Origin of the sequence: Actinoplanes sp. NPDC051633 (genome assembly GCF_040681735.1) — a bacterium.
GTDB lineage: Bacteria > Actinomycetota > Actinomycetes > Mycobacteriales > Micromonosporaceae > Actinoplanes.
In genome coordinates this window covers 1-6,814 of sequence record NZ_JBFAZH010000347.1, presented here as the reverse complement: position 1 = coordinate 6,814, position 6,814 = coordinate 1, and the positions used below count along the sequence as shown (strand labels likewise).

Genomic DNA, 6,814 nt, shown 5'->3' with positions numbered 1-6,814 from the left:
GTCTTCACGAATTCAACACGATCTGCATGACATTTAGCCCCTTTAGGCTCGCTTTATGATGCATGTCCGTCTTCCCAGGCAGCGTGACGGGCGTAATCGAGCGGGCAGGTCCGGCATGCGGTTGCGCCCGGCCCGCATGGCCGATGTGCCGCAGCTCGTGGAGGTCGATCTGCGCGCCTTCGGTCATGTCTACCGCGGGTACGGTCAGAGCCCGGATGCCTTGCGGGCCCGGCTGCACACGGTGTTCGAGCACCGGCTCCGGCGCCTCGGCCCGGACTGGACTCCCGTCTTGTGGGACGGCGACCGGGTGGCCGGATTCCTGATGGGCTGCCGCACGAACCGATCCTCCGGCGACTTCCGCACCTGGGAGGAGATGACCGACGAAGGCACGCTCGAGTCGACGTACGACCCGCACGGCCGGAACCTCTACATCGTCACGCTGTCGATGCTGTCCACGGCATCCGGCGGGCCGGGCCGCAGCATGCTGTTCGCCAATCAGATCGCCGCCATCATCCGGCACGACATCGCCGAGGTGTTCTTCGAGAGCCGCCTGCCGGGGCTGCGGGGGTGGGCGGCGCGCCGGTGTGCCCGGCAGGATCGGACGATCGATGACCTCAGCGACGCCGAGCGGCGCAAGTACGCCGAAACCTACCTGCGGCTGACCCGGAGCGTGAACGGCCGCGAGGTGCCGGAGGACCGTCTGCTGACCATTTACCAGCAGGCCGGCGCCCGAGTCGTTCGCCTCGTGGAGAACGGGTATCAGGATGCGCCGTCCCTCAACTTCGGCGTGCTGTGCGTGTTGCCCAATCCGATGCCGGCCTGGGCGCAGCGGCAGCGCCCGCTACGCGCCATCGCCGGCCGGAGTCTGACTCTCGCGTCCCGCTCGCCTCTGCTGATGCGGCGCGCCTTCGCCGGATATCGACACGAGGTCGCCCGGCCGCCACCATCGCTGAGCAAGCAGAGCGACGAGGACGGCGAGGACGAGCGCGACGCTGCCGCCGGCGAAGGCAGCTGCCGGAGCGGCCAAGTCGACCAGCAGTCCCGCGATCGACATTCCGGCCGCGCTGCCGGCCGTCAGCCCGGTCGTCAGCCAGGCCTGCGCCTCGCTGCGGCGGTCGGGCGCGGTGTGCCGATCGATCAGCGACTGCTGCACGATCAGACTCGGAGCGATGAACAGGCCCGTCGCGAGCAGCACGGCGAGCAGCACCGGAAGCGGCGGCGACGGTTGGGCAGTCAACACGATCGCCAGCGCCGCGGCGCCGGCCGCGAAGCCCGTCAGGGCTACCGGCAGGCGATGACGCTCCTGGCCGGGCAACGGCCGGCTGCCGTACCACAGCCCGCCGGCCGTGCTGCCGATGGCGGCCGAGACGAAGAACAGGCCCAGAACGGTGTCGGACTCGAACACCCGCTGAGCCGTGGCGGTCATCGCCACGTCGAACTGGCCGAAGGCGACGGCCATGGCCAGTCCGACGGCAAGCGTCAGTGCGGTGCCAGGGGAGCGCAGGGGCGACATGCCCGCCCGACGCTCGGACGCCGAGCGCAGCGGCCGCCAATGGCCGGCGGCGAACGTACCCGCATAGCCGATGCCACCGGCGAGCGTGAGTGCCGCGGTGACCAGCAGCGGCAGCGCCGCGGGCCCGGCGAGCAGCACAGAGAGCAGCAGCGGGCCGAGCACGAAGACGGACTCGACCATCGAGGCGTCGAGGGCGTACGCGGCATTGCGCTCGGTCTCGTCCGGAACGATGACCGACCACGCCACACGCATAGCCGGATTCACCGGCGGCGTGCTCAGCCCGACCAGCGCGGCTAGTCCCATGAGCACTTCGAACGGCGCGCCGGCCACTGCGACCAGCACGAACGTCGCGAGCAGCAGCGCGGCCCCGATCGACGTGCCGAGGATGATTCGGGGCTGCCCGGCACGGTCCATCAGCCGTCCCCACACCGGTGCGGAAACGGCAGTGGTCAACGCGATGGTGCCACTGATCAGCCCGGCCCTGGTGTACGAGCCGTGGATCTCGGCGATCAGCACCACCGCGCCGAGTGGCGTCATGGCCAGCGGAAGCCGGGCGATGAAGACGGCGGCAAAGGGGGCGATGACCCGGCGGCGCCGTAGCAGGTCGACGTACGGAACCGCCATGCCGCCACAGTAACCCGGGCCGCGGGCCGATCCTTTCGCCGAAGCGGGTGACAGCCGCCGGCCTGATGAGCAGGAACGGCCGGGGACGGCGACAGCCCGAAGGCCGCGCGCTCAGCCCGCCCGGCGACCCTTACCGCGGGGATCACCGTCCAGTGAGCTGAGCCGGTCGATGGCGACCGACACCTGATCGGCCAGGTCGCCGACCGTGGCCGTCTGCTCGGCGGTCACCACCTGGGCCTCGGCCGTGGTGTGGTCGATCGCGGTGATGGCGGTGCTCATCGTGGTCATGATCTCGACGACGGCGGAGAGGTTCTGCGCCAGCTCACCCAGCGTCTCGGTGATCGTCTCGGTGGACTGCGCGGTGGTGCCGGCGAGCGTCTTCACCTCGTTGGCCACCACGGCGAAACCCTTGCCGGCGGTGCCCGCCCGCGCGGCTTCGATGCTCGCGTTGAGCGCCAGCAGGTTGGTCTGCCGCGCGATGCCGCCGATGAAGCGGGCCACCTCGTCGACCTTGCGCAGACTCTCGCCGAGCGTGCCGACCGCCGCGCCGGCGTGCTGGTTGTCCCCGGACAGCTGCGTCGCCGCCGCACGCGCGTCGGCCACCCGGGCCTCGATCCGCGTCGCCGCCTCGGCGACGGAGTCGGCCCGGGTGGACACGTCGGTCAGCTGCTGGGCGACCAGCGCCGAGGTACGGCTGACCGCGTCGGCCGCCTGCTGCTGCGCGGCGCGCTCCGCCTCGGTCTGCCGGTCGTGCATCTCCTGCAGTGACTGCTGCCGGTCCCGCTGCTCGTCCGCCAGCCGTCGATCGCGGTCGGCGATGGTGTCGAGCATCGTGTCGATGGCGGACCCGAGCGCGGCGATGTCGTCGGTGCCCGTCGGGTTGACCCGCAGCGTGTAGTCGCCCGACCGGACGACCCGCTCCGTGGTGTCGCGCAGCGGCCGCACGCGGCGCCGGACCGCGCTTCGGTTCGACCACCTCAGCACGATGGCCAGCAGGACCGTGGCCAGCGCCATGAAGGCGAACAGGTTTTGGGCGATGCCGTTGGCGGCGGCGTGGATCGGCCGGTTGCGCACGGCCTCCAGCACGATCGTGGAGCCGTCGACCGTGGGCAGGGCGGCGTTCAGCGCGATCCGCTCGTCGGTCAGGACGCTGGTGCGGACGGCGACCGTACCCAGAAGACTGGACACCGACGGCTGCGCGACGCCGCCGGCGCGCTCCCGGCCCACCACCGCGGTCGCGAGGTTGATGTCCTTGCTGAAAGCGGCGAGCCGCTGCGGCGAGAGGCGTTTCAGCAGCACCAGCCCTCCGGACGGCCGGCCTTCGCCGCTCGACGGGAAGGTGGCGAGCCCGCAGTAGAGGTAAGCCGCGCCGGCGGAGAGCACGCCGCACCGCGCGGCGCCGGGCTTCGCGGCCGGGTCGTAGAGGCGCTTCAGCAGTGCGGGTTCGGTCAGCGCCGCCGGCGGGAGCACGAAGTCGTCCGCCCCCGCCTCGGCCAACCCGCCGACGACCAGCCGGCCGTTCAGGGCGACGCCGAACACCCCGTCGAGGTCGTTGATCTCGAGCTGGTCACCGGCCGGGAAGTCCTCGACGAACGCCGCCCGGTCGCCGTCCCTGACATCCTGGTAGGTGTCGTCCCAGACGGAGTTGGTGGAGCCGAAGACGGTCAGCAGGCGTGCCTGGCCGTCGAGGCCGATCCGGATGCGGTCGGCGTCCTGCGCCACCTGGCGCGCCTCAAGGTCGTCGAAGGCGCCGGTGGTCATCGAACGCAGCACCAGGAAGCCGACGACGAACCCGGCGAGCGCTGCGGCCACAGGCCACAGCCATCGAATCTTCCGTCCCACCCTCACCTGTTCGGCACCGCCGCGCTCCCGATTAGCATCTCGCGTACAACCCCGTCGACCTCAGCCCCTCGGCACCAGCACCCCGGGCGGTCCGCAACGGACGTCCAGCATGAGGACCGGGCAATGCAGTGGCTGCAGGAGAAGTAGGTGGGCCCCGAGCCGAACCTCACCCCGATAGGCGGCCTGTACGTGGCCGTTCATCCTGGCCGCCGCGGGCGGACGTGACCGCCCTCCAGGCTCGAGTTTGCCTTGCGCCGGGTTGAGTCGGCGCCCGCGCGAGCACAGCTGGTGTCCGACATGGTCGGCGGAACCGTGTGGGGCGGGCGGCAATCAGCGACACTGCGCTGCCGATCTCTTCCGGCAGCGGCTCGCGACTGCGCACTCGGAGCACGCCCTCGTCGTGGCCGCCGACGGCGATCGGAGCGTCGAAGGCGCAATTTTGGCGAGGGCCCAGCGGCGGCCCGCCCACCGCAGCAATGGCGACGGTCGCGGCTTGGTCGGCCACGATCTCGCGGGACCGATGTCGGTGCCGTCAATTCGGTGTTCAGCTTGGTGTTCAGTACTTGAAACCGGAGACCAGCGCGGAGAGTTCGGCGGACATGCGGGTGAGTTCGGTGGTTGCCTGCCGGTTCTGGTCAACGCCTTCGCTGGTGAGGCGGGCGCCTTCGGCGACGCCGGTGATGTTCTCGGCGATCTCGCCGGTTCCGGTGGCTGCTTCACCCACACTGCGGTTCATTTCGGCCGTGGTCGCTGTTTGTTCCTCGACGGCGCTGGCGATCGTGGTCTGGAATTCGCTGATGCGGGCGATGACCTGGCTGATCTGCTCGATGGCGGTCACCGCGCCGCCAGTGTCGGCCTGGATCGCTTCGACACGCCGGGAAATGTCCTCGGTGGCCCGGGCGGTCTCTTGAGCGAGGTCCTTGACCTCGGAGGCCACGACGGCGAAGCCTTTGCCAGCCTCGCCGGCGCGGGCCGCTTCGATGGTGGCGTTGAGGGCGAGAAGGTTGGTCTGTTCGGCGATGGCAGTGATGACTTTGATGACGTTGCCGATCTCGGCGGAGGACTCGCCGAGTTTGCTCATGGTGGTGGAGGTGGCAGCGGCCAGAGTGACGGCTTCGTTGGCGACCTGGGCGGCTTCGGCCGCGTTCTGTGAGATCTCGCGGATCGAGGCGTCCATCTGCTCATTGCCGGCGGACACCGTGCTGACGCTGCGGGAGATTTGTTCCGAGGCTGCGGACACGGTTTGGGCTCGGGCAGCGGTCTGCTCCGCGGAGGTTGCGATCTGCGCCGTCACGGTGGACATCTGCTCGGACGCGCTGGCCAGAGATGAGGCTGAGCCGTCAATGGTCGCCATGGCGCGGCGAAGCCGGCCGATCGCGGTGTCGAGCGCGCGTCCCATGCGGCCGGGCTCGTCGTGTGAAGTCAAACCGGCGCCACGGGTGAGATCGTTACCGGCTAGCGCGTCACATACCTGCTCGACGGTGCGCAGCGACCGGATAATCTGCCGCGCTACCAGCATCCCGACCACGCCGGCCAGCAGCAGCCCGATCGTCAGCAGCAGGATCGAGACCAGCCGGCTGGAGTTGTAGCTCGACCGCGCGGCTCTCGCGTTCACGCCGGCATCCTGGCGCTCGGCGCCGCTGAGGTTGTCGATGTCTTGGAACGCCTGGGTGATCAACGGTTTGGCCTCGGTGCGGCGGATGTTCTCCCAGGTTGTCATGTCCCCGCGTTCGGCCGCCGTCGATCCGCGGTCGTCCGGCGGTACGCGGGCGGGTCTGTGGTGTTCAGTCGACGATGTCGTCGCCGAACCGGAACAGCGGGTCGGCGGTGTCATACGGGGTGTCGGCGCGGCTGTCCACCACGGCCTGCGTGGACGACGGCAGGTCGAACGGCAACCGGCCGCGCGCGTGGGCGCGGCCGAGCAGGACGTCAATGACGGCGTCGTCACGGGCGCCGAACTCCGCCCGCAGGGCGGCCGCGGCGGCGATCTCCGGCACCATCACCGGCCAGTCCAGGAAGCACAGTGAGCGTCGCGACCTGCCGGCAGACGGCGATGATCCGATCCCGCTCCTGTGCCGGGAACTCCAGCGAGCCGGCGTGGAAGAACGACTCGAACCTGCCGCGGCGGGGTTCGTAGGGCGCGGCCACGCGCAGCACCGCTACGTCAGCCTCGGCCGGGTCAGCGACCACCCGGCCGAGCCGGGCAGCCAACCTCATCACCGCCGCACCTGTACCCTGCTCGCCCTCACAAGATTGACCGCAGTGACACCAGCCAGTATCACGACCAGGTCGGACACCAGTTGTGCCTCACCGCGATGTTTGCGACGACCTGGGGATGACGTAAGGACTCATAGGAGTCGCCGCATCGGCCACCGTTGGGCAAGGACTCAGGGGGAATCGCTGCCGGCAGCGCTGACGCCGTTGACCAGCCGTGAGCGCTGCTGGGTCAGCTCCGGGTGAACGACCCGCCATCGCACCGCAGAGCCCGAATTCGCTGTTGGAACAACATGTCGCGGATCTCCCCGGTCTGCCCGTCCGGGTAGCGGTCCAGCACCGCGCACAGATCGTCGCGCTGTGCGTCCGTGTCGTAGCCGGCCAACTCGGCGGCGAGCGCACGGCGTCGACGGCGGTTGGCTCGACGCAGCAGCACACTGGCGCGCAGCATCAGTAGGCGTGTCCGCAGGTTCATCGCGGCTCCCCGGACCGGCGTCGTCTCCGGAATGCGACCAACCGGTCACTTAGAGCTCCTAACTCAATCGGGTGCATCGGCATGACTTGATCTTCGGGTCGGCCGTTGTCGGTGACATGAGGAAGCGCGACCCCCAGCCATGGCTG

At 69.9% G+C, this 6,814-nt stretch carries 6 protein-coding genes; all 6 read right to left on the bottom strand.

Annotation, left to right across the window (positions count from 1 at the left end):
- Positions 1-4: 4 nt before the first annotated feature.
- The 6 genes from AB0M20_RS20055 to AB0M20_RS20030 all read right to left on the bottom strand — a co-directional run bounded on the left by AB0M20_RS20055 (position 5) and on the right by AB0M20_RS20030 (position 6,668).
- Complete coding sequence (locus AB0M20_RS20055) at positions 5-415, bottom strand: hypothetical protein (protein ID WP_364300174.1); 411 nt, start codon at positions 413-415, stop codon at positions 5-7.
- 426 nt (positions 416-841) lie between these two features.
- On the bottom strand, positions 842-2,137 hold the full coding sequence (locus AB0M20_RS20050) for an MFS transporter (RefSeq protein ID WP_364300172.1): 1,296 nt from the start codon (positions 2,135-2,137) through the stop codon (positions 842-844).
- 111 nt (positions 2,138-2,248) lie between these two features.
- Positions 2,249-3,949, bottom strand: a complete 1,701-nt coding sequence (locus AB0M20_RS20045; RefSeq protein ID WP_364300170.1) for a methyl-accepting chemotaxis protein — start codon at positions 3,947-3,949, stop codon at positions 2,249-2,251.
- A gap of 586 nt (positions 3,950-4,535) precedes the next feature.
- A complete protein-coding gene (locus tag AB0M20_RS20040) occupies positions 4,536-5,699 on the bottom strand; it encodes a HAMP domain-containing methyl-accepting chemotaxis protein (RefSeq protein WP_364300168.1) in 1,164 nt (387 codons plus the stop codon).
- 64 nt (positions 5,700-5,763) lie between these two features.
- The gene (locus AB0M20_RS20035; protein ID WP_364300166.1) at positions 5,764-5,982 is read right to left on the bottom strand and encodes a hypothetical protein; all 219 of its coding nucleotides are present in this window, start codon (positions 5,980-5,982) and stop codon (positions 5,764-5,766) included.
- A gap of 443 nt (positions 5,983-6,425) precedes the next feature.
- Entirely contained in the window at positions 6,426-6,668 is a 243-nt protein-coding gene (locus AB0M20_RS20030; protein WP_364300164.1) for a hypothetical protein, read from the bottom strand.
- Positions 6,669-6,814 lie beyond the last annotated feature (146 nt).

Bases quoted from the DNA above. Each gene is read 5' to 3' on its own strand.
- AB0M20_RS20050 (WP_364300172.1), bottom strand. From the start codon at position 2,137: ATGGCGGTTCCGTACGTCGACCTGCTACGGCGCCGCCGGGTCATCGCC.
- AB0M20_RS20040 (WP_364300168.1), bottom strand. From the start codon at position 5,699: ATGACAACCTGGGAGAACATCCGCCGCACCGAGGCCAAACCGTTGATC.
- AB0M20_RS20030 (WP_364300164.1), bottom strand. From the start codon at position 6,668: ATGAACCTGCGGACACGCCTACTGATGCTGCGCGCCAGTGTGCTGCTG.